A 21,893-nucleotide genomic window follows, 5' to 3' on the forward strand; every position below is an offset into this window, starting at 1 on the left:
CAACCAAAGGAACGAAACCATGGAAGTCATTCTCCTCGAGCGCATTTCCCGCCTCGGCCAGATGGGCGAAACCGTCAAGGTCAAGGATGGGTTCGCCCGCAACTTCCTGCTGCCGCAGGGCAAGGCGCTGCGCGCCAACGAAGCCAACAAGAAGAAGTTCGAGGGCCAGCGCGCCCAGCTCGAAGCCCGCAACCTCGAGCGCAAGTCGGAGGCTGCGCAGATCGCCGAGAAGCTCGACGGCAAGAGCTTCATCGTCGTGCGCTCGGCCGGCGAGACCGGCCAGCTCTACGGCTCGGTGTCGACCCGCGACATCGCCGAACTGCTGACCGCCGAGGGCTTCTCCGTCAGCCGCAACCAGATCGAGCTCAACCAGCCGATCAAGACCATCGGCCTCTCCAACGTGGCGATCGCGCTGCATCCTGAAGTCGAGGTCACGGTGACGCTCAACGTCGCCCGTTCGGCCGATGAGGCGGAGCGCCAGGCCAAGGGCGAGACGCTGACGACGGCCGAAGCCATCTATGGCGAAGACATCAACGACAACGCCCGGCCGGAAAACTTCTTCGATCCGAACGCCGAATTCGAAGGCGGCGAGGACAACGCCTGATCGACAAGGCAGGAGCCGCGCTGCGGCTCCTCGTCCAGCGCCGGCTGGACCAACGCCCGGGTCTTCGACCCGGGCTTTTTTGTGCCAATAGGAACTTTTCTGATCCCTATATCTTGTTGCAGATTACGGCGTAGCGCGTCGATTGGACGCGGGCGATGCGCTGTGGCACTTTCGATTTGGCATTCGGTCCGACTGCCGGATGGTCCGTCTGAGGGGACATTTGGTCATGAACATCCTGTTGAAACACGTTCTCGAACGGCTGGTGCGGACCGGCGACCTCAAAGTGACCGGGCCGAAAGGCACGACGCATAAGTTCGGCGACGGCAGCGGCGAACCGGTACACATCCACATCAAGACCATGCATGCCGAGCGCGCGATCACCTTCGATCCGATGCTGGCCGTGCCCGAAGCCTATATGGATGGCGAACTGGACATCCCCGAGGGCGGCGTCCTCGGGGTGATGCGGATCGCTTTCCAGAACATGGGCAGCGGCGGCATCGACGTGACCTGGTCGAAGGCCATCGAAGGTCTGCGCCATGCCTTCCGCCGCCTGCAGCAGATCAACACGGCGTCGAGATCGCGCCGCAACGTGCAGCGCCATTACGACCTCTCCGGCGAACTCTACAAGCTCTTCCTCGACGAGGACATGCAGTATTCCTGCGCCTATTTCGAACAGCCCGACATGACGCTGGACGAAGCGCAGGTCGCCAAGAAGCGCCACATCGCCGCCAAGCTGAGACTTAAAGCCGGCCAGACGGTGCTCGATATCGGCTCCGGCTGGGGCGGCCTCGGGCTTTATCTCGCCAAGGCCTTCGACGTCGACGTGCAGGGCGTGACGCTATCCACCGAGCAGCAGGGCGTCTCCACCGACCGCGCACATGCACTGGGCCTGCAGGACCGCGCGCATTTCGACCTCAAGGATTATCGCGCGCTCAACGAACGCTTCGACCGCATCGTCTCGGTCGGCATGTTCGAGCATGTCGGCGTCAACCACTACCGGACTTTCTTCGACAAGGCGGCGACATTGCTCAAGCCCGACGGCGTGATGCTGCTCCACACCATCGGCCGGTCCGGTGTGCCGTGGGCGACCAGCGCCTTCATCCGCAAATACATCTTCCCGGGCGGCTACGTCCCGTCGATGTCGGAAGTGCTGCCGGCGATTGAGAAATCGGGCCTTATCGTCACGGACATCGAGATTCTCAGGCTTCACTACGCCGACACGCTGAAGCATTGGGGCCAGCGCTTTGCCGCCAACCGCGACAAGGCTAAGGCTATCTATGACGAGCGCTTCTGCCGCATGTGGGAGTTCTACCTCGCGGCCTCGGAAGCCGCCTTCCGCTGGCAGGACCTGGTGATCTTCCAGTTCCAGATCGCCAAGAAGAACGACACGCTGCCGATGACGCGCGACTATATGGCCAAATGCGAGAAGGCGCTGGAATTGCGCGACCTCGGCCATCAGGAGCCGGCGACGCCCGCCGTCAAGCCGACCCGCCGCAAGAAGGTGGAATAGAACGGCGGCGATTGCCGCTTGCCATTGCGGCCTGACGCCACGAAAAAGGTCTCGTTCGCGAGGCCTTTTTCATGAACTACCTAATCTACATCGCGGCGGCACTTGCCGAGATCGCCGGCTGCTTTTGCTTCTGGGCCTGGTGGCGGCTGGGGAAGTCGCCGCTCTGGCTGGTGCCAGGTCTGGCGTCGCTGGCATTGTTCGGCTTCCTTTTGGCGCTGGTCGACACGAGCGCCGCCGGTCGCGCTTACGCCGCCTATGGCGGCATCTACATTGCCGCTTCGCTCGGCTGGCTTTGGCTAGCCGAAGGCGTGCGCCCCGACCGTTTCGACCTCGCCGGCGCCGCGCTCTCGATCGTCGGCGTCTCGGTGATCCTGCTCGCGCCAAGAGGAGCCTGAATTGGAACTGCCCACCGCGCTCCGGCAAGGCGTCGACAGCCTGCTCGAAAAAGTACCGCTGCCGGCGCTGAAACAGGCCGCGAGAACGCTTTCGGAACGCTATCGCGCCGAGTTGCGTGACGGCCGCCTGCATATGGGCGAAGACATGGCGGTGAAGGCTTACCTGGCGACCAGGCTGCCCGCCACCTATGCCGCCGTTCGCGCTTGCCTGGACGCGCTGGCGGACGCCCGTCCGGATTTCCAGCCGAAAAGCCTGCTCGATATCGGCGCCGGTCCTGGCACCATGCTTTGGGCCACGGCCGATACCTGGCCGGAGCTCGAACGGGCGGTTCTGGTCGAGGCAAGCGCGGCGGTGCGCAAGGTCGGCCGTTCGCTGGCCGCCGGCGCGATCGCTGCCCGCGCGAGCTGGGTAGCCGGCGACGCCACCATCGATCTCGACGGTCTCGACCCGGCGGACTTGATCAGCGTCGCCTATGTGCTCGACGAGATCGCGCCGGCCTCGCTGCCAAAACTCGTCGACCGGTTCTGGCGATTGACGGCCGACACGCTGCTGATCGTCGAGCCCGGCACGCCGGCCGGCTGGCAGCGTATCCTTGCCGCGCGCCGGCAACTCATCGAGGCCGGCGCGCATGTCTCGGCGCCCTGCCCGCATGAAGCGCCTTGCCCGCTCGCTCCGCCTGACTGGTGCCATTTCTCGCGCCGCGTCGCGCGTTCGCGGCTGCATCGGCTCGCCAAGGACGCCGACGTGCCGTGGGAGGACGAGAAGTTCATCTACCTCGCCGCCTCGCGACTGCCGGCGCCGGCGCGCGCGTCACGCGTGATCGCGCCACCAAAGGGCGGTTCGGGCAAAGTCGTGCTCAAGCTCTGCCAGCCCAACGGCCATGCCGGCGAGCGCCTCTCCAGCAAGCGCGACGGCGAAGTCTTCAAGGCGGCCAGGCGGGCGGACTGGGGCGACACGCTTGGCTGAGCCGCTTGTGATTCAGGGGCGAGGCGACACCGCGCAGACGAGCTTGCCACGACTGACATAGCCGGCATCGCATTTTCCTGTTTTGTTCTCGTTCGAGGCCCGCTAGGGTTGCGCACTTCGATTCGAGTCAATGACGATTCTTTCCACGGAAAAATTTCGGTTGTGAATCGCGAGCATCGAAGCCGGTTGGAACCTTACTGTTGCAGATAAGTCAGCACCGATTTTTCCAGTTCTGATATCGAGGAAGCGGGATCGAAATCGGGGACATCATGGCTGAAGCAGCGCGCAAGCTCGGCGTGGCGGAGCAACCGCTCTACCGCGAGGCACCGAACAACATCGAGGCCGAGCAGGCGCTGCTTGGCGCAATTCTGGTCAACAACGACGCTTTCTACCGCGTCTCGGATTTCCTCAAGCCCGCACATTTTTACGAGCCGTTGCACCGCAAGATTTTCGAGGTCGCGGCCGAGCTCATCCGCATGGGCAAGATCGCGACGCCGATCACGCTGAAGACCTTCCTGCCGGCGGAAGAGAAGGTCGGCGACATGACGGTGGCGCAGTATGTCGTGCGGCTCGCCGTCGAGGCGGTCACAGTCGTCAACGCCGCCGATTACGGACGAGCCATCTACGACCTCGCCACGCGCCGGGCGCTGATCACCGTCGGCGAGGACATGGTCAACATCGCCTATGACGCGCCGGTCGATATGTCGCCTTCGGAGCAGATCGAGGACGCCGAGCGGCGCCTGTTCGAGCTCGCGGAGACCGGCCGCTACGACGGCGGCTTCGAGAGCTTCAACGACGCGGTCAAAACCGCCGTCGACATGGCCAACGCCGCCTATATGCGCGACGGCCATCTGTCAGGCATCGCCACAGGCCTGCGCGATCTCGACCGCCGCATGGGCGGCCTGCAGCCTTCCGACCTGATCGTGCTTGCCGGGCGCCCCGGCATGGGCAAGACCTCTCTGGCCACCAACATCGCCTTCAATATCGCCGAGGCCTATCAACCGGCGCAGCAGGCCGACGGCACCTTCAAGGCGGCCAATGGCGGCGTGGTCGGCTTCTTCTCGCTCGAAATGTCGTCGGAACAGCTCGCCACCCGCATCATCTCCGAGCAGACCGAAATCTCGTCATCGAAGATCCGCCGCGGCGAGATCTCCGAGATGGATTTCGAGAAGCTGGTCGCCTGCTCGCAGACGATGCAGAAGATCCCGCTGTTCATCGACCAGACCGGCGGCATCTCGATCGCGCAGCTCTCCGCGCGGGCGCGGCGGCTGAAACGCCAGCGCGGCCTCGACCTCATCGTCATCGACTATATCCAGCTGATGCAGGGCTCGAGCGCGCGCGCCTCGCAGAACCGCGTGCAGGAAATCACCGAAATCACCACGGGCCTGAAGGCTCTAGCCAAGGAGCTCGGCGTGCCGATCATCGCGCTGTCGCAGCTGTCGCGTCAGGTCGAAAGCCGCGACGACAAGCGCCCGCAGCTCTCGGACCTGCGCGAATCCGGCTCGATCGAGCAGGACGCCGACGTGGTGCTGTTCGTCTACCGCGAGGAATACTACCTCAAGAACCGCGAGCCGAAGCTCGGCACCGACGAATACATCAAGTGGGAAAACGAGATGAACGAGGCGCGCGGCAAGGCCGAGTGCATCGTGGCCAAGCAGCGTCACGGACCTACCGGCACCGTCAGCCTCGCCTTCCATGGCGAGTTCACGCGGTTCTCGGACCTGGCCGAGGAGCATCATTTGCCGGAGAGGTTTGAGTAGCTTTTGGCCCACGTCAGCGCTCCGTCACACCCCCCTCTGTCCTGCCGGACATCTCCCCCGCAAGGGGGGAGATTGGCTGTTGCCACGACCTTCGCCAATCGCCGCCGTTGCAAGAAGAGCGCCGGCGGCCAAGCTGCTGATCTCCCCCCCTGCGGGGGAGATGGCCGGCGGGTCAGAGGGGGGTGGACGGGAACGCCGGCCTTCGAAAATTTGCGATCGGCCCAACGCTAATGGCCAAATCGCGCGTTCAGTTCATCTGTCAGAATTGCGGCTCGGTGCATCAGCGCTGGGCCGGCAAATGCGACGCCTGCGGCGAGTGGAACACGCTGGTCGAGGAAGGCACCGCGGGCGGCATCGGCTCGGGGCCGGCCAACACCCGCAATGCCCGCAAGGGCCGCGCCGTGGTGCTCACCAGCCTCTCCGGCGACATCGAGGACGCGCCGCGCATCGTCTCCGGCATCGGCGAGCTCGACCGCGCCACCGGCGGCGGCTTCGTGCGCGGCTCCGCCCTTCTGGTCGGCGGCGATCCCGGCATCGGCAAGTCGACGCTGCTGACGCAGGCCGCAGCCGCTTTGGCCTCGAAAGGCCACCGCATCGTCTATGTTTCGGGTGAGGAAGCGGTGGCACAGATCAGGCTGCGTGCTCAGCGCCTCGGCGTGGCGTCGACGCCGGTCGAACTCGCCGCCGAGACCAATGTCGAGGACATCCTCGCGACAATCGCCGACGGCAAGCGGCCCGATCTGGTGATCCTCGATTCCATCCAGACGCTGTGGACCGATCTTGCCGATTCGGCGCCCGGCACGGTCACCCAGGTGCGCGCGGCCGCCCAGGCGATGATCCGCTATGCGAAATCCACCGGCGCCGCGATCGTGCTCGTCGGCCATGTCACCAAGGAAGGCCAGATCGCCGGCCCGCGCGTCGTCGAGCACATGGTCGACGGCGTGCTCTATTTCGAGGGCGAAGGCAACCACCACTTCCGCATCCTGCGCACGGTGAAGAACCGCTTTGGGCCGACCGACGAGATCGGCGTCTTCGAGATGTCGGACAACGGCCTGCGCGAGGTCGCCAATCCATCCGAGCTGTTCCTCGGCGAGCGGCATGCGAAGTCGCCCGGCGCCGCCGTCTTCGCCGGCATGGAAGGCACAAGGCCGGTGCTGGTCGAGATCCAGGCGCTGGTGGCGCCCTCTTCGCTCGGCACGCCGCGCCGCGCCGTCGTCGGCTGGGACGGCGCGCGGCTCTCCATGGTGCTGGCGGTGCTGGAAGCGCATTGCGGCGTCCGCTTCGGCCAGCACGACGTCTATCTCAATGTCGCCGGCGGCTACCGCATCTCGGAGCCGGCGGCCGATCTCGCGGTCGCCGCAGCATTGGTTTCGTCGCTCACCGGTCTTGCCCTTCCCGCCGATTGCGTCTATTTCGGCGAAATCAGCCTTTCGGGCGCGGTGAGGCCGGTTGCGCATGCGCAGCAGCGCCTTAAAGAGGCCGAAAAGCTGGGTTTCGGAAGCGCGGTGCTGCCGCTCGGCAGCGAGGAAGTCGTTGGCGGTAATGGGGCCGGGGGAATCGCGGCCGGCGCTTTCCAGCCCACCGAGCTTGCCGACCTGGTGGCGCGCATAGCCGGCTCACGGCGCAGTCGCGCCGACGAGCGGGAGTGATGCAGCTCATGATGTGGGGCGAAAGACATGCCGATTACGCTGCTTGACGGAATTCTCGTCGGCTTCACCCTGGTCTCGGCGATGCTTGCCATGGTGCGCGGCTTTTCCCGCGAGGTATTGTCGGTGGTGTCGTGGGCAGCGGCGGCGGCGGCGGCCTTCTTCTTCTACAAGCCGGTCCTGCCCTACGTTCAGCCCTATGTCGACAACGACAAGATCGCCATGGCCGCGGCAGCCGGCATCGTCTTTGTCATCGCGCTGATCGTCGTCTCGGTGATCACCATGAAGATCGCCGACTGGATCATCGATTCGCGCATCGGCGCGCTCGATCGCACGCTCGGTTTCCTCTACGGCGCGGCGCGCGGCATCCTGGTCGTCGCGGTGGCGCTGTTGTTCTTCAACTGGCTGGCCGGCGCCAAGGCGCCCGCCTGGGTTGCCAATGCCAAGTCCCGGCCGCTGCTCGAGACGATCGGCGCCAAGCTCGAAAGCGTGCTGCCCGAGAACACGGAAGAGCTGGTCAACAAATACACGCGTAAGGGCACCCCCCAGGCCGGCGCGCCGGCGACCACCGACCAGCCCGCGGCCGAACCGCCGGCGACCGGCGACGACAGCGCGACGGCGCCCGACGACGGCGAAGGCGAAGCGCCGGCCGACAATGAGCCGGCCCCAGCCCCCGCCCCGGCTCCCGCCGCTCCGGCGCCGGCAAACTGAAATCCAGGCCAGTTCCGGCACTGGCCTGCATTTTATGAATGCGGCATCGCATGCGTTGCGTTCGATGAGCGATCGCCTTATATGGCGGTTTTAGCGGAGCTTGAGCCCCAGATGGCAGACTCAACGGCAGACGCAGGCAAAGTCCTTTCCGCCGAGGCCGATGACCATTTCCGTGACGAGTGCGGCGTGTTCGGCATTTTCGGCCGGCAGGACGCGGCTGCCATCGTCACACTCGGGCTTCACGCGCTCCAGCATCGCGGTCAGGAAGCCGCCGGCATCGTTTCCTATGACGGCACCCAGTTCCACGTCGAGCGTCATGTCGGGCTGATCGGCGACACCTTCACCAAACAGAACGTCATCGATCGCCTGCAGGGCAACCGCGCCATCGGCCACACCCGCTACGCCACCACCGGCGGCGCGGGCCTGCGCAACATCCAGCCCTTCTTCGCCGAGTTGGCCGAAGGCGGCCTTGCGGTCGCCCATAACGGCAACCTCACCAATGCGCTCACCGTCCAGCGCGCATTGCAGAAACAGGGCTCGATCTTCTCCTCCACTTCCGACACCGAGACGCTGCTGCATCTGGTCGCGACCAGCAAGGAACGCGATTTGAACTCGCGCTTCATCGATGCCGTTCGCCAGGTCGAGGGTGCCTTCTCGCTGGTCGCGATGACGGCCAAGAAGATGATCGGCTGCCGCGATCCGCTCGGCATCCGTCCGCTGGTGCTCGGCGACCTCGACGGCGCCTGGATACTTGCTTCGGAAACCTGCGCGCTCGACATCATCGGCGCTCGTTTCGTGCGCGACATCAAGCCGGGCGAGATGGTGGTCATCACCGCCAAGGGCATCGAAAGCCTGTTCCCGTTCGAGCCGCAGAAGACCCGCTTCTGCATCTTCGAATATGTCTATTTCGCGCGGCCGGATTCCTCGGTCGAGGGCCGCAACGTGTATGAGGTCCGCAAGCGCATCGGCGCCGAGTTGGCGCAGGAAAACCCGGTCGAGGCCGACATCGTCGTGCCGGTGCCGGATTCCGGCACGCCGGCCGCGATCGGCTTCAGCCAGGCCGCGGGCATTCCCTTCGAGCTTGGCATCATCCGCAACCACTATGTCGGCCGCACCTTCATCCAGCCGGGCGATTCCATCCGCCACATGGGCGTGAAGCTCAAGCACAATGCCAACCGCCGCATGATCGAGGGCAAGCGCGTGGTGCTGGTCGACGATTCCATCGTGCGCGGCACCACCAGCCAAAAGATCGTGCAGATGGTGCGCGACGCCGGCGCGAAGGAAGTGCATATGCGCATCGCATCGCCGCCGACCAGCGCATCGTGCTTCTACGGCGTCGACACGCCGGAGAAATCGAAGCTTCTGGCATCGCGCATGTCGGTCGAGGAGATGGCCGAGTTCATCCGCGTCGATTCGCTCGGGTTTTTGTCGATCGACGGGCTCTACCGCGCCGTCGGCGAGGCGCGCCGCGACAACGACCAGCCGCAATTCTGCGACGCCTGCTTCACCGGCCAGTACCCTACCCGCCTGCTCGACTTCGAAGGCCACGACAACGTGCGCACGCTGTCGCTGCTGGCGAGCGGCGGATCATAAGCCGGTCCACCCCACGGAATCCCTCACATGACCCTCGACCTTTCCGGCCGCGTCGCGGTCGTCACCGGCGCCTCGCGCGGCATCGGTTACTTCATCGCCAGGGAACTGGCTGCCGCCGGCGCGCATGTCGTCGCGGTCGCCCGCACCGTCGGCGGGCTGGAAGAGCTTGACGATGCGATCAAGGCCGACGGCCGCGGACAGGCGACGCTGGTGCCGCTCGACCTCGCCGACATGGCGGGCATCGACCGGCTCGGCGGCGCCATCCACGAGCGCTGGGGAAAGCTCGACATCCTGGTTGCCAATGCCGGTATACTCGGGGTGATCTCGCCGATCGGCCATGTCGAAGCAAAAACCTTCGATAAGGTAATGACCGTCAACGTCACCGCGACCTGGCGCCTGATCCGTTCGGTCGATCCGTTGCTTCGGCTCTCCGACGCCGGACGCGCGATCATCATGTCCTCCAACGCGGCGCACTCGGCGCGCGCCTTCTGGGCGCCCTACGCGGCTTCCAAGGCCGCGGTGGAGACGATGATGCGCTCCTGGGCGCATGAGACCGAGAGCCTGCCGCTTCGGGTCAACGCCGCCGATCCGGGCGCCACCCGCACCGCAATGCGCGCTCAGGCCATGCCGGGCGAGGATCCCGAGACGCTGCCGCATCCGTCCGAGATCGCCAAACGCATCGTGCCGCTGGCAAGCCCGGACTTGAAGGAAACCGGGCTGATCTTCCAGGCCAGGCACAACCGTTTCGTCGCCTATCGGCAACCGGAATAAACCTGCCTCAAGGCGGATGAAACAGGCCTCCGGCTACGTTCTTCGAATGTAGAACATTCGAAACCGGAGGACCGACATGCGCAGACTTCTTCTCGTTGCCGCCACCGCCATTACCGCCGCACTCGCCGCCACGGCAGGCGCGGCCCTGTCGCAAGATGCCAAGATGAGCTTCTTCGTCACCAGCGTCGGCTCCGGCAAGGGCGCCGATCTCGGCGGCCTCAAGGGTGCGGACGCGCATTGCGCCTCGCTGGCAGAAGCGGCCGGTGTCACCGGCAAGACCTGGCACGCCTATCTCTCCTCCAGCGCCGAGGATGCGCGCGACCGCATCGGCAAGGGTCCCTGGTTCAATGCCAAGGGCGAGAAGATCGCCGACGACGTCGCCTCGCTGCACAGCGACGCCAACGCCATCAGCAAGCAGACGGCGCTTACCGAGAAAGGCGAAGTCGTCAACGGCCGCGGCGACAAGCCCAACCGCCACGACGTGCTGACCGGCTCCAAGCCCGATGGCACCAAGATCGCCGACCAGACCTGCGGCGACTGGACGATGAGCGGCGCGGAAGGGGCGGCCATGACGGGCCATCACGACCGCGCCGGCCTCGACGAATCGGCCGCGGCGAAGTCGTGGAATTCCTCACATGCTTCGCGCGGCGGCTGCAGCCAGGAGGCGTTGAGAGGCACGGGCGGCGACGGCCTGTTCTACTGCTTCGCTGTCGAATAAGCGTCCGGCCAGCGGTCGTTCACGGGTCTGTGACCAGGGCGGGGGAGCGTATGCCGCCGCCCCGCTTTCGCCATTTGCTGGGAGTTGCTAGCATCGATCCGACTCCGACATCCAGCAAAGAGGAATTCCCATGGCTGCCACCCCCAGCGTAGCGTTGGTCTGGTATCTTGTGATCGCCGGCCCGCAGGGCGGCATGGCGGTGCTGCCCAGCACCTTCGACACCCGCGAACAGTGCACCAACGCGATTGCCGAATATCAGAAGCAGCCGACGCCGCAGGGTTGGGCCGTGCAGTGCGTGCCGAGCGCCTCGCCCTTCACCGACGAAGGGGATGCGGAAGTGCCATCGGCACAGTAGCGCCAGCTGATCTCCCCCCTTGTGAGCCAATCTCCCCCGCGACGGGGGAGATCGCAGTTCCAACGCAGCGCCAAGCCTATGCCCTTTGACTTCGGCCGCCCCGGCCATACCTTTGCGGGGGTCGTTCCCGCGGAGGTCGCATGCGGTCCAAGTTGAAGCTCCTGCCCTTCATCCTCCTGGCGCTCACAGCCTTTGCGCAGCCAGCCGGCGCCGAGACACCTGAACGGCCGACGCCGGCCGGCGGCGTGCTGTCGCTTCTGCCGCCGCCGCAGGTCACCGAGCATTCGATCACCCTTGGCGGGCGCAAGCTCGACTACCAGGCCAAGGCCGGCACGCTGTCGCTGCTTTCCGGCAAGGGCGAGGTCACGGCCGAGATCTTCTACGTCGCCTACACGCAGCAGTCGCCCGCCCTGGCCAAAGAGCGGCCGATCACCTTCGTCTTCAACGGCGGGCCGGGCGCGGCTTCCGCCTACCTGCATCTCGGCGCGATCGGCCCGCGCATCGTTGCGACCGCTGCCGACGGCCAATTCCTGCCGCCGCCACAAAGGCTCGTCGACAATCCGGACAGCTGGCTCGACATGACCGATCTCGTCTTCGTCGATCCGGTCGGCACCGGCTACAGCCGCGAAGCGCCGGGCCAGGACACGAAAGGGTTCTGGGGCGTCGACCAGGACGCCAGCTCGGTCGGCGCTTTCATACGGCTCTATCTGGCGCAGAACGGCCGCACCGCTTCACCGCTCTTCCTCGCCGGCGAAAGCTATGGCGGCTTTCGCGCCGCGCTGCTCGCCAGGACGCTGCAGGAGGATGTCGGTTTGAGCCCCTCCGGCATCGTGCTGATCTCGCCGGCGCTGGAGTTCATGCTGGTGCGGCCGGACCAATTCGACCAGTTGCACTGGGCGCTCGAACTGCCTTCGCTGGCGGCAGTGCGGCTTCGCGCCGACGGCGTCAGCGGCGAGGCGCTGCGCGACAGGCTGGCCGAGGTCGAGCACTATGCGCTTGGCGACTATCTGACGGCGCTCGCCAGCGGGCTGGAGCAAGGCGGCAAGCTCGCCAGCGGGCGCGTGGCGGAAATCACCGGCCTGCCGCTCGAACTCGTCGAGCGCAATTTCGCCCGTGTCCCTACCGGCCTGTTCACCCGCGAGTTCCAGCGCGCCAAGGGCAAGGTGCTCAGCCCGTACGATGCCACGATCAGCACCGCCGATATCTCGCCGGGCAGCGCCCGCATAGAAGGCCCGGACCCGGTGCTTGACCGCAGTGTGCCGGTGCTGACCTCGGCCTTTGTCGCTTACGCCCGTAACGAACTGAATTATCGCACGGATGTCAGCTACCGCCTTCTCAACGGCGAGATCAGTCGCAATTGGGAGTACGGCACCTCGGGGCAAGGTTATGCCGGGGCGATGAACGACCTGCAGCGGGCGCGTTCGCTCAACCCCTCGCTCGGCGTGGTCATCGTCAACGGCTATACCGACCTGGTGACGCCCTATCTCGCTTCGCGCTATCTGGTGAACCAGCTTCCCTCGCTCGCCGACGCCAAACCGATCCGGCTCGATGTCGTGGAGGGCGGCCACATGATGTACCTCAGGCCCGACGGAAGGCGCGCGCTGAAGGAGGCAGCCTCCGAGCTCTACGAGGCGACGCAGTGAGCGCTTCTCGATCGGCCACGAGGGCTCTGCCCCAACGCAAGCGCCGCGCTGGAACAGCGCGGTAGAAGCTTTCGCCCGTATAGCTGGCAGAAGTGGATCCGATGGGGCGGAGCCGCCTCCACGCTGGCAAATCGATACCGCATGGCCGATGTCGTCGTCCTCGAAAGCCGCGAAAGGGTGCTGGCCGGCATCCTGTTCACCGCGGCCGCCTATTTCCTGTTTTCGGCGCAGGACGCCTCGATCAAGCTGTTGGTGGCCGGCATGACGGTGTGGCAGATCATGTTCTTCCGCTCGGTCACCGTCCTTGCCGCCTGCGGCGCGATCGGCGGACGGACGCTGTTCGCCGACACCGCAAACTCGCCGATCGTGCGGCCGATGCTGGTGCGCAGCGCGTTCACGCTCGCGGCCTGGCTCTGCTACTACAACGCCGCACGCTCGCTGCAGCTCGCCGAGCTCACCACCATCTACTACGCCGCGCCGATCATCGTCACCGTGCTTTCAGTGGTGATGCTGGGCGAGACCGTGCCGCTCTTGCGCTGGGCGGCGGTGTTCGTCGGATTCGTTGGCGTCTTCATCGCCTGCGACCCGGCGCGTCTCGGCTTCTCCGTGCCAGTGCTGCTTGTGCTGGCGGCAGCGCTTTTGTGGGGCATCGCCGTGGTGCTCTTGCGCAAGACCGCGATGCAGGAGCGCACGACGATCCAGCTGGTGCTCAACAATTTCTACTTCCTGCTTTTTTCGGCAGTGCCGGCGCTGATCTGGTGGCGCATGCCCGACGCGCCGCAACTCATGCTTCTCATGAGCGTCGGCGCGCTCGGCGGCGTCGCGCAATACATGCTGTTCGAGGGCATGAAACGGGCGCCGGTGTCGATCGTGGCGCCATTCGAATACACCTCGCTGGTCTGGGCGTTCGCGCTGGGCTTCGCCATCTGGGGCGACGTGCCGAGAACCGAAGTTTTCACGGGCGCGGCTTTGATCGTCGGCGCCGGCCTGCTGATCGTCGGCAACGAGCGTTTCCGCAAACGGGTCGAGGACTGATGACAGAAGGCTGTCAGCACGAGCGGCATAGTCTGGTGCCATGACGGATACGGTCGACATGCCTGAAAAGCTTGGCAAGGGCACCGCCGACGCCACAGCCGAGCGCATGCTGGGCGTCGTGCTGGTCTCGGCCTCGGCCGTCGCCTTCGCGCTCACCGGCGTGCTGACCAAGTCGATCCATGCCGATCCGCTGACCATCACCTGCTGGCGCGGCTTCTTCGGCTCGATCCTGATTGCTCTTTACGTGCTGTGGCGCCGCCGCCGCTCGGGCGGGCGCGAGAGCCTCAGGCTCGGCTGGCGCGGCTGGCTGCTTGCGGTCGAGGGGGCTGCCGCCAGCATCGCCTTCATCGCGGCGTTCAAATACACCTATGTCGCCAATGTCGCGGTGATCTACGCCACCTCACCCTTCATAGCCGCACTGCTTGCCTTGCTGCTGGTGCGGGAAAAATTCCGGCTGCAGACGATGCTGGCGGCGGCCGTGTCGCTATGCGGCGTCGCCGTCATGGTGGGCGGCGGCTTTGGCAGCGGTCACCTGTTCGGCGACGGGCTGGCGCTTTTGATGACCACCGGCAGCGCGCTCTACATGATCATGGTGCGCGCCTTTCGCGACTCGCCCGTCGTCTGGGCCGGCGCGGTGTCGGCCTTCCTGCTCTTCGTCCTCGGCTGGTTCGTCACCGACCCGGTTGCCGTTTCGACCCGCGATATGGTGCTGCTTGCCACCTTCGGCTGCTCCTTCGCGCTGGCCTCGATCCTGTGGACCGAAGGTTCGCGGCTTATCCCCGCCGCCGAATCCGGCCTGCTCGGCTCGGCCGAAGTGCCGTTCGCCATCCTGTTCGCCTTGCTGTTCCTCGGCGAATTCCCACCGCTGGCCAGCATCGTCGGCGGCGCGATCGTGCTTTGCGCGGTTTTCGCGCACGCCGCACGCGACTGGTCGAGAGCCAAATCGACGCGTTCGTAAATTTTTTTCGCGGTCACGGAACCATCACTCGACTCAGGCATTGTTAGATCGACGGGTCACCCCCCAAGTCCCCCCAAACCCCTCGACCCGTCCGACTAGAAGCCGACCCGCAAAAAGGTCGGCTTTTTCTTTGGGCGTTCCTGGCCGTTCAGGGCGGCAGCGCCAGGCCGGTGCCCAGAAGCTCCGCGAGATCCCGCGCCGGACGAGCCGCCTCGCGGCCGAGCCGAATGGCGAAGCCGGCCATTGGCAGCGGCGGCAGGTTGAGATCGGGGGACGCTTCCACGATACCGGAATGAGCAAGACGCCGGGTGCGCGGCGTCAGCGCGATGCCGGCATTGACCGCGCTGCGCAGGCCGGCAAGGCTGGAGCTGCCGGCAGCGATGCGGTAGCGGCGGCCGGCGGCGTCGAGTGCATTGAGCGCAGCCTCCCTGAAGCCGCAATAGGGATCGAGCAGCGTCAGCGGCACCACGTCCTGCCGCGTCGCCAGCCCTTTTTCCGAGCAGAGCCACAGCATCGGCTCGCTGATCAGGAACGCTTCATCCGGGGATGGCGCATGGCGCATGGTGATCGCGAGATCGAGCTGGCCCGCCTGCAGCGCGGACCCGAGCTCCAGGGAGCGGCCGACGCGCAGCTCGATCCTGACGCGCGGATGGCTGGCGGCGAAGGCGCGCAACAGCTCCGGCAGGCCACGATCGGCAAAGTCCTGCGTGGTTCCGATGGCGATGCGACCGCCGACGCGCGCGCCTTTCAGCGCCAGCCAGGCCTCAGTGTGGACGGCAAGGATGCGCCTGGCATGGCCGACAAGGTCCTCGCCGGCAGGCGTCAGGCCGCGGCCCCGGCCCTGGGGCGCGAGCAGCGGCTCGCCGACGATGTCCTCCAGCCGCTGCATCTGCGCCGTGACGGCGGATGGGGAGCGGCCGACAGCGGACGCCGCCCTGGCCAGGGAGCCGCCATCGACGAAGGCGAGGAAAGTTTTGAGCAGGTCGGGATCGAGAGTTTCCATACTTCGGTGATATCGAAGTAATTATCAAAGACAATTCGATTTTTTTGATGCACGGCTAGTGGCATGGTCCCTTCATCGGCGGCGCGAAGCCGTCAGAAGCGAAGGAGAGAAAAATGCCGATCATCAATGTCAGCGTCACCGGCGAGCCCGACGCAAAGCGTTCCGCCGCGATCGCGAAGGAGATTACCGAGATTACGGCCACGCATCTGTGCAAGGACCCGACCATCACCGCGGTTGCGGTCAGCTACGTCGATCCGCAGCACTGGTTCGCCGGCGGCAAGTCGCTGGCCGGGCATGGCACGAGCACCTTCTGGCTCGACATCAAGGTGGTGGACGGCACCAACACCAAGCTCGAGCTCGAAGCCTATCTCAAGGCGATTTTCGACGCGTTCGGCCGCCTGCTCGGCGGCGTCCATGAGGAAAGCTACGCGCTGGTGCATGAGGTTCCGGCGGCGGCCTACGGTTTTGGCGGCAAGAGCCAGGAGTTCCGCTTCATCAGCGGGAGACTGAAGGTGGCGTAGCGGCACGCCTTCCCTTCTCCCCCTGTGGAAGAAGGTCGATCGGCGCCCAGCGCCGAGACGGATGAGGGGGTTCTGGAAGAAGCACGGCCTCGAAGAATCGATTGCTTTCAGGCACTTGCATATTCAGCGAAGCGGTCCGTCCGACACACCTTATCCGTCCGATCTTCGCTCGGCCACCTTCTCCCGCAAGGATAGACCGGAGCGCCCTCCCAACCCCACATTGACCTTGCCCCCACTTCCGCTACCTTCTGCCACCGAAGCGGCCGCGCAAGAGCCGCACCGTGGAGGACGTTGGGAGAGAGCGGCATGATCCTGACATTGGCGCTGCTTGCCGGTCTTGTCTTTGCCTGGCTGCTGATTGGCGTGATCGAGAGGTTCCGGCTCGACCTGCGCTTTACCCAGGCGTTGCTCTACGTGCCGTTCAAGCTCGCCTACCGCATTGCCGACGATCGCATCCGCATTGCCCGCAATGCCCGCACGCCGGTGATCTATGTCGTTTCGCACCAATCGCGCATCGAGCCGGCGCTGATGCTGTCGCTCTTGCCTGACGACACGCTGCACATTCTGGACGAGGCCTCGGCCCGCTCGCCCTGGCTGGAGCCGTGGCGCGAGCTTGCCCGCACCATCGCCTTCAATGCCGAACATCTCTTCGTCAGCCGGCGGCTGGTGCGCGTTTTGAAGGGCAAGGGCCGGCTTGCGGTCTATCTGCCCGACGACGTCGAGCCGGACGTCAAGTCGTTCCGGCTGTTCCGCGCCATCACCCGCATCGCCATGCAGGCCGACGCCCGCATCGTGCCGATCTTCGTCGCCGGTGCGCGCGACCTGCCGATGTCGCTGACGCCGGCCGACAAGGCGCCGCGTCACTGGTTCCCGCGCCTGTCGCTCAGCGTGCTGGAACCGATGACCGTCGCCGAGCTCGTGGCTCGCAACCCCGACATGGTGTCGAACACCAACGCCCTGTTCGACCGGTTTGCCGAGGCGCGGCTCTACGGCAGCAATCTCGATCGCGGCCTGTTCCTGGCCATGCGCGACGCGGCGGATCGCGTCGGTGCCTCGCATCCGATCATCGAGGACGTGATTTCGGGCACGCTCAGCTATCGCAAGATGTTCATCGGCGCGCGCGTGCTCGGCCGCCGCTTCGAGGCGGTGACGGCGCCCGGCGAAGCGGTCGGCCTGCTCCTGCCCAATGCCAATGGCATTGTGCTCTCCTTTGTCGGGCTTATCTCGGCGGCCCGCATCGCGGCGATGATCAACTACACCGCCGGCCCGGCGAGCGTCACCGCCGCGATCCGCACGGCGGTCATTCGCACAGTGGTCTCTTCTCGCGCGTTCATCGAGAAGGCCGCCATCGACGACATCGTCACCGCCGTCGAGGCGGGCGGCGCCAAGATGCTGTGGCTGGAGGATGTGCGCGAGAGCGTGACCTTGCTCGACAAGGTCGCGGCGGCGCTTTTCTGGCGTTTTCCGCTGCAGCGGCAGCAGGCGTCGAAACCAGCGGTGATCCTGTTCACCTCGGGCTCGGAAGGAACGCCGAAGGCGGTGGTGCTGTCGCACCGCAACCTTCTCGCCAACGCCATGCAGGCCGAGGCGCGCATCACGATCTCGCCGGCCGATATCCTGCTCAACGTGCTGCCCGTCTTCCATTCGTTCGGGCTGACCGGCGGCACTATCCTGCCGCTGGTAACCGGCGTGAAACTATTCCTCTATCCCTCGCCGCTGCACTACAAGATCATTCCGGAGATCGCGCGCAAGGTGAAGCCGACCGTCATGTTCGGCACCGACACTTTCCTCGCCAACTATGCCCGCACTGCCAAGGACGGCGATTTCTCCAGCCTGCGTTTCGTTGTTGCCGGCGCTGAAGCGGTAAAGCCCGAGACAAGGCGCACCTACCGCGACCGTTTCCAGGCATCGATCATCGAAGGTTTTGGGCTGACCGAGGCGGCGCCAGTGGTGGCGGTGAACACCGCCATCCACAATCGCGACGGCACGGTCGGCCGGCTGCTGCCGGCGATCCGCATGAAGCTTGAGCCGGTCGAGGGCATCAGCGAGGGCGGCCGGCTGTGGCTCGACGGGCCGAACATGATGATGGGCTACATGACCGCCGACCGCCCCGGCGAGTTGCAGCCGCTCGAGGGCTGGCACGACACCGGCGACATCGTCTCGGTCGACCGCGACGGCTTCATCACCATCCGCGGGCGGGCAAAACGCTTTGCCAAGATCGCCGGCGAGATGGTGTCGCTGGGTGCGGTCGAGATGCTGGTGCAGTCACTGTGGCCGGAACAGCGCCATGCCGCGGTGGCGGTGCCCGACAAAAGGCGCGGCGAGCGCATCGTGCTGGTCACCACGGCCGACGATGCCAATGCCGAAGAGCTGCGCCAGTTCGGCAAGAAGGCCGGCGCGGCCGAGTTGATGGTGCCCAATGACATCATCAAGGTGGAAGAGATCCCGGTGCTGGGTTCCGGCAAGACGGATTACGTGTCGGCGCGGAAGCTGGCGATCGACCGACTGGGATTGGGGGTGGCGGCGTAGCGCGGGTTATCTCCCCCCCTTGTGAGCCAGCCCTTGTGGGGGAGAAAGCATTTTCCTGCATTCGCGAGCGGGCTCGTCCCCGAGCAAGTGCTTGGAAAATACCGGAGAGGGGATTTCGTAGGGCGCAGAGGCTGCTCCTTCTAGAGCGCCAACTTCTCATGTCAGCGCTTTTCCCCTCTCTTGCGATTTCCAACACTTAGCTTCGCTAAGATGTTGAAATGGCTATCTCCCGCAACGGGAGATGGGCGCAGTGCTTATCCGATATCCGAAGGCGGCACCTTCTCGCCTTCGCGCATGGCCCGCTTCGAATAGGCGCGCACCGAGAACGGCAGGAAGACGAGGTAGCCGGCGACCGATGCGGTCAGCGTGTACCAGGGATAGGCCATCAACAGCAGGATGTAGAGCACGACGCCGAGGATGACCGGAAGCACCCTGTCTCCCGGCACCTTGACGCTCTTGCCCGAATACACCGGCAGGCGACTGACCAAGAGGAAGGCGACGAGCACGGTGAAGCCAGAGGCAACGAAGGCCGCCGCCCGGGTCGGTTCCAGGCCGAGCCGCAGGAAGTAGAGATAGCAAGGCAGCATGACCAGCACCGCGCCCGCCGGCGCCGGGACGCCGACGAAATACTCGGTCTGCCAGGCCGGCTGGTCGGTGTCGTCGGCCAGCACATTGAAGCGGGCGAGCCGCATGCCGCAGGCAATGGTGAACAGGAGTGCCGCGATCCAGCCCGGCGAGCCGGCGCGGTCGAGCAGGAAGGCATAGAGCACCAGCGCCGGCGCGACGCCGAAATTGACGATATCGGCCAGCGAATCCATCTGCGCGCCGAACTTCGACGTCGCCTTCAGCATGCGCGCCAAGCGGCCGTCGATGCCGTCGAGGAAGGCTGCGAGCAGCACCATGACGACGGCCGGCTCGAAGCGGTCCTCGAAGGCGAAGCGGATGCCGGACAGGCCGGCGCAGATCGCAAGAACGGTCACCAGATTGGGCAGCACCATGCGCATCGGGATCTCGCGGATGCGAGGGCCGCCGCTGGCGTGTGCCTCGAACTTCTTGAAAGGCGCGCCCACCGCTCAGGAAATCCTGACCAGCGGGGCGACCGCCGCGCCGCCGAACTCGGCAAGCACCGTTTCGCCGCCCACCGCCGTCTGGCCGACGGCGACGCGCGGCACGGCGTTCGACGGCAGGAAGACGTCGACGCGGGAGCCGAAGCGGATCAGGCCAAAACGCTCGCCGATGCCGATCGAGCCGCCCTGCTCGGCCCAGCAGACGATGCGGCGCGCCATAAGGCCGGCGATCTGCACGGCGGCAACGGTGCCGTTGGGACTGTCGATGACCAGCCCGTTGCGCTCGTTCTCCGAGCTTGCCTTGTCGAGCTCGGCATTGAGGAATTTGCCGGGACGATGCTCAATGCGCGTGATCCTGCCGCGCACCGGCGCGCGGTTGATGTGGCAGGAAAAGACATTCATGAACACCGAGATACGGGTCATTTCGCCCGTGCCCAGGCCAAGCTCGCGCGGCGGCACGGCAGGCCCGACCGCCGAAACCACGCCGTCGGCCGGGCTGACCACCAGCCGGTCGTCGACCGGCGTGACGCGCTCTGGGTCACGGTAAAAATAGATGCACCAGCCGGTGAGGATCAGCCCGAGCCAGAACAGGATCGAGGAGAAATAGCCGAGGAACAGCGTGGCCGCGCCGAAGGCGGCGATGAAGGGATAGCCCTCGCGATGGATCGGAACGAACGTATTCTTGATCGTATCGAGAAGCGTCATAGGGCTTGGGGCGGTCCCTGTTTCAGGTCCGGCCTCAATAGCCGAAAGCCCCCCTCCCCGCAACGCAACAATGGGGAAGGACTCATTGCCGTGATTTTAGCGCCGGCTGTCGGAACGCGGCTCTGCCATCCGTCCTTGGATAGACAAGGCGCCCAAGGAGCCAGCCAATGCCATCGCCGAAATCCGCCACCAGCACAGCAACGGTCATAACGAAGGGCCTCGCCTTCGGTGAGTCCCCGCGCTGGCATGCGGGGCGGCTCTGGCTTTGCAACTGGGGCACCGGCGAAATCGTCGCCGTGGAAGAGGACGGCACGAGCGAGGTCATGCTAACCGTGCCGGCTGTTCTGCCGTATTCGATCGACTGGCTGCCGGACGGGCGGCTCCTGGTGGTCTCCGGTCGGGGAGGCCTGCTGCTCAGGCAGGAGGCGGACGGGGCGCTCGTGACCCATGCCGATCTCCGGCGACTGTCGAAAAATCCTTGGAACGAAATCGTCGTCGATGGACGCGGCAACATCTATGTCAATGGCGGCGGGCCGGCGCCAGCGCCGGGTGAGCATTTCGGACCAGGCACCATCGTGCTGATCAGGTCAGACGGCGTGGTCCAGCAGGTCGCCGCGAACATCGCCTTCGCCAACGGCATGGCGGTAACGCCGGACAACCGGACTTTGATCGTTGCTGAGTCCCACGCCAGGCGATTGACAGCCTTCGACATTGGCGACGACGGGAGCCTTTCCAACCGGCGCGTCTGGGCAGATCTCGGCAACGATTATCCCGATGGCATCTGCGTCGACGCCCAAGGCTGCGTCTGGTATGCGGATGTGCCAAACCGGCACTGTGTCAGGGTGCGCGAGGGCGGTGCGAAAATCGACAAGGTCGAGGTCGATCGGGGCTGCTTTGCCTGCATGTTGGGCGGTGCCGACGGCAGGACGCTGTTCATCACCGCCGCCGAATGGCGCGGCTTCGAGAACATGGTCGGCGACGCCCGCACCGGCCAGGTACTGGGCGTCGTCGCGCCTGCACCCGGCGCGGGCTGGCCGTCTTACGCCTCCGGCACGCGCTGATAGTGCGCGATATCCGCTTTGACCCCGAGGCGTGCGATCGTTGCCTGCGGGCTTAAGGCGATGCGCTCGTGCGCGGCCTTGACGATCGGCACGACGTTGTCGACCGCGGCCTGGCTTTCCCATTCGACCATGGTGACGATGTTGAATTCGCCTGGGCCGGAGAACTGCTCGAGCAGGAAGTCCTGCACGAAGCCGTCCTGCTGGCGCAGCAATTCGTGCGTCATCCTGACCTTGCCGACGATCTCGTCGCGGGCTTCCGCGGGCACGACGAATTTGTCGACCCGGAACACGCTGCCAGCGCGTTGATCTTTATTGCTCATTTCGATCAGTCTCCGTTCTTG

Annotated in this window: 21 protein-coding genes; 17 read left to right on the forward strand and 4 right to left on the reverse strand. The window is 65.5% G+C overall.

What is annotated here, in order from left to right; all coding sequences use genetic code 11:
* The first annotated feature begins 19 nt into the window (after nucleotides 1-19).
* From rplI to CK218_RS25325, 14 genes are all read left to right on the forward strand, one after another.
* On the forward strand, nucleotides 20-604 hold the full coding sequence (gene rplI / locus CK218_RS25255; protein WP_095779181.1) for a 50S ribosomal protein L9: 585 nt from the start codon (nucleotides 20-22) through the stop codon (nucleotides 602-604).
* Between the two features lie 226 nt (nucleotides 605-830).
* Nucleotides 831-2,114, forward strand: a complete 1,284-nt coding sequence (locus CK218_RS25260) for a cyclopropane-fatty-acyl-phospholipid synthase family protein (RefSeq protein WP_066995637.1) — start codon at nucleotides 831-833, stop codon at nucleotides 2,112-2,114.
* A gap of 71 nt (nucleotides 2,115-2,185) precedes the next feature.
* Entirely contained in the window at nucleotides 2,186-2,509 is a 324-nt protein-coding gene (locus CK218_RS25265; RefSeq protein ID WP_095781493.1) for a YnfA family protein, read from the forward strand.
* A 1-nt stretch (nucleotide 2,510) separates the two neighbouring features.
* On the forward strand, nucleotides 2,511-3,476 hold the full coding sequence (locus tag CK218_RS25270) for a small ribosomal subunit Rsm22 family protein (RefSeq protein WP_095829262.1): 966 nt from the start codon (nucleotides 2,511-2,513) through the stop codon (nucleotides 3,474-3,476).
* 269 nt (nucleotides 3,477-3,745) lie between these two features.
* The gene (locus CK218_RS25275) at nucleotides 3,746-5,236 is read left to right on the forward strand and encodes a replicative DNA helicase (RefSeq protein WP_067330253.1); all 1,491 of its coding nucleotides are present in this window, start codon (nucleotides 3,746-3,748) and stop codon (nucleotides 5,234-5,236) included.
* A gap of 230 nt (nucleotides 5,237-5,466) precedes the next feature.
* Nucleotides 5,467-6,885, forward strand: coding sequence for a DNA repair protein RadA (radA, locus tag CK218_RS25285; RefSeq protein WP_095829263.1), 1,419 nt, complete (start codon nucleotides 5,467-5,469; stop codon nucleotides 6,883-6,885).
* Between the two features lie 27 nt (nucleotides 6,886-6,912).
* Entirely contained in the window at nucleotides 6,913-7,593 is a 681-nt protein-coding gene (locus CK218_RS25290) for a CvpA family protein (protein ID WP_095829264.1), read from the forward strand.
* A gap of 111 nt (nucleotides 7,594-7,704) precedes the next feature.
* Entirely contained in the window at nucleotides 7,705-9,186 is a 1,482-nt protein-coding gene (gene purF / locus CK218_RS25295; protein ID WP_095829265.1) for an amidophosphoribosyltransferase, read from the forward strand.
* Nucleotides 9,187-9,213: 27 nt separating this feature from the next.
* Nucleotides 9,214-9,957 (forward strand): SDR family NAD(P)-dependent oxidoreductase, encoded by a 744-nt coding sequence (locus CK218_RS25300; RefSeq protein WP_067001369.1) that lies wholly within the window; start codon nucleotides 9,214-9,216, stop codon nucleotides 9,955-9,957.
* Between the two features lie 76 nt (nucleotides 9,958-10,033).
* Nucleotides 10,034-10,675 carry a hypothetical protein gene (locus tag CK218_RS25305; RefSeq protein ID WP_095829266.1) on the forward strand — a complete coding sequence of 214 codons (642 nt, stop codon included), beginning with the start codon at nucleotides 10,034-10,036 and terminating at the stop codon, nucleotides 10,673-10,675.
* Between the two features lie 130 nt (nucleotides 10,676-10,805).
* Nucleotides 10,806-11,030 carry a hypothetical protein gene (locus CK218_RS25310; RefSeq protein ID WP_067001363.1) on the forward strand — a complete coding sequence of 75 codons (225 nt, stop codon included), beginning with the start codon at nucleotides 10,806-10,808 and terminating at the stop codon, nucleotides 11,028-11,030.
* A gap of 140 nt (nucleotides 11,031-11,170) precedes the next feature.
* Nucleotides 11,171-12,673 (forward strand): peptidase S10, encoded by a 1,503-nt coding sequence (locus CK218_RS25315; RefSeq protein ID WP_095829267.1) that lies wholly within the window; start codon nucleotides 11,171-11,173, stop codon nucleotides 12,671-12,673.
* A gap of 141 nt (nucleotides 12,674-12,814) precedes the next feature.
* Nucleotides 12,815-13,708, forward strand: a complete 894-nt coding sequence (locus CK218_RS25320; RefSeq protein WP_095829268.1) for a DMT family transporter — start codon at nucleotides 12,815-12,817, stop codon at nucleotides 13,706-13,708.
* A gap of 58 nt (nucleotides 13,709-13,766) precedes the next feature.
* A complete protein-coding gene (locus tag CK218_RS25325) occupies nucleotides 13,767-14,666 on the forward strand; it encodes a DMT family transporter (RefSeq protein ID WP_095829309.1) in 900 nt (299 codons plus the stop codon).
* A gap of 148 nt (nucleotides 14,667-14,814) precedes the next feature.
* Here CK218_RS25325 and CK218_RS25330 read toward each other — a convergent pair whose 3' ends face one another.
* The gene (locus tag CK218_RS25330) at nucleotides 14,815-15,669 is read right to left on the reverse strand and encodes a LysR substrate-binding domain-containing protein (RefSeq protein WP_095829269.1); all 855 of its coding nucleotides are present in this window, start codon (nucleotides 15,667-15,669) and stop codon (nucleotides 14,815-14,817) included.
* A gap of 113 nt (nucleotides 15,670-15,782) precedes the next feature.
* Between CK218_RS25330 and CK218_RS25335 the strand changes: the two genes are divergently transcribed.
* Both CK218_RS25335 and CK218_RS25340 read left to right on the forward strand, forming a co-directional pair.
* Entirely contained in the window at nucleotides 15,783-16,190 is a 408-nt protein-coding gene (locus CK218_RS25335) for a 4-oxalocrotonate tautomerase family protein (protein ID WP_095829270.1), read from the forward strand.
* Between the two features lie 306 nt (nucleotides 16,191-16,496).
* Nucleotides 16,497-18,719 (forward strand): AMP-binding protein, encoded by a 2,223-nt coding sequence (locus tag CK218_RS25340; protein ID WP_095829271.1) that lies wholly within the window; start codon nucleotides 16,497-16,499, stop codon nucleotides 18,717-18,719.
* A 254-nt stretch (nucleotides 18,720-18,973) separates the two neighbouring features.
* Here the strand turns inward: CK218_RS25340 and CK218_RS25345 are convergent, their stop codons facing one another.
* On the reverse strand, nucleotides 18,974-19,717 hold the full coding sequence (locus CK218_RS25345; RefSeq protein WP_245435193.1) for a phosphatidylcholine/phosphatidylserine synthase: 744 nt from the start codon (nucleotides 19,715-19,717) through the stop codon (nucleotides 18,974-18,976).
* Nucleotides 19,718-19,792: 75 nt separating this feature from the next.
* On the reverse strand, nucleotides 19,793-20,530 hold the full coding sequence (locus CK218_RS25350; protein ID WP_280950835.1) for a phosphatidylserine decarboxylase: 738 nt from the start codon (nucleotides 20,528-20,530) through the stop codon (nucleotides 19,793-19,795).
* A gap of 128 nt (nucleotides 20,531-20,658) precedes the next feature.
* On the opposite strand from CK218_RS25350, the gene CK218_RS25355 reads away from it, so the two are divergent.
* The gene (locus CK218_RS25355) at nucleotides 20,659-21,552 is read left to right on the forward strand and encodes an SMP-30/gluconolactonase/LRE family protein (RefSeq protein WP_095829274.1); all 894 of its coding nucleotides are present in this window, start codon (nucleotides 20,659-20,661) and stop codon (nucleotides 21,550-21,552) included.
* On the opposite strand, the gene CK218_RS25360 is transcribed toward CK218_RS25355, so the two are convergent.
* Nucleotides 21,531-21,872: an antibiotic biosynthesis monooxygenase gene (locus CK218_RS25360; protein ID WP_095781498.1), complete on the reverse strand. Its 342-nt coding sequence runs from the start codon at nucleotides 21,870-21,872 to the stop codon at nucleotides 21,531-21,533. The two genes, CK218_RS25355 and CK218_RS25360, sit on opposite strands and share 22 nt — an antisense overlap.
* Nucleotides 21,873-21,893 lie beyond the last annotated feature (21 nt).

It is taken from the genome of Mesorhizobium sp. WSM3879 (genome assembly GCF_002294915.1).
Lineage (GTDB): Bacteria > Pseudomonadota > Alphaproteobacteria > Rhizobiales > Rhizobiaceae > Mesorhizobium.